This is a genomic window from Streptococcus oralis, assembly GCF_004127215.1.
In the GTDB taxonomy this organism is placed as follows: Bacteria; Bacillota; Bacilli; order Lactobacillales; family Streptococcaceae; genus Streptococcus; species Streptococcus oralis_BD.
Genome location: NZ_QEWJ01000112.1, coordinates 1 through 412, shown reverse-complemented (window position 1 = coordinate 412; position 412 = coordinate 1). Strand labels below are relative to the sequence as shown.

The window sequence follows — 412 nt, the reverse complement described above, 5'->3', positions numbered from 1 at the left end:
GGTCTTCGATGGACCCCAGATGCCGCAGATACTGGCCGGTGTTCTCCGTCACGAACGTGCCACGACCCGGGACCCGATACACGATGCCTTCGGAAACCAGGTCGTGGAATGCTCGTCGAACCGTCTGGCGGCTCACGCCGTGCCGCGCCGCCAGTTCGGATTCGGTGGGTAGCTGAAGGCCGTCGCGGTAAGTTCCGGCGGATATCTGCTGACGAAGCTCACGGGAGAGGCGTTGATACGCCGGCTCCGTCTCTCTTTCCTTACCGCTCATAGCATTCAGATTCTACTGGCTCACCGAGTGGTCACAGACCACCGCGCGCAACCAGCTGCGCGACGATGACATTGCGCTGAATCTCGTTGGTGCCCTCGCCCACGATCATCAGTGGGGCGTCCCGGAAGTAGCGCTCTACGT

At 61.9% G+C, this 412-nt stretch carries 2 protein-coding genes; both read right to left on the bottom strand.

Translation table 11 applies throughout. The annotated features are described in order from the left end of the window. Nucleotides 1–271 (bottom strand): GntR family transcriptional regulator (locus tag DF216_RS10590; protein WP_164979057.1); only part of this gene is annotated, 271 nt, incomplete at its 3' end. 31 nt (nucleotides 272–302) lie between these two features. Continuing rightward, nucleotides 303–412 (bottom strand): acyl-CoA dehydrogenase family protein (locus DF216_RS11070; RefSeq protein WP_164979056.1); only part of this gene is annotated, 110 nt, incomplete at its 5' end.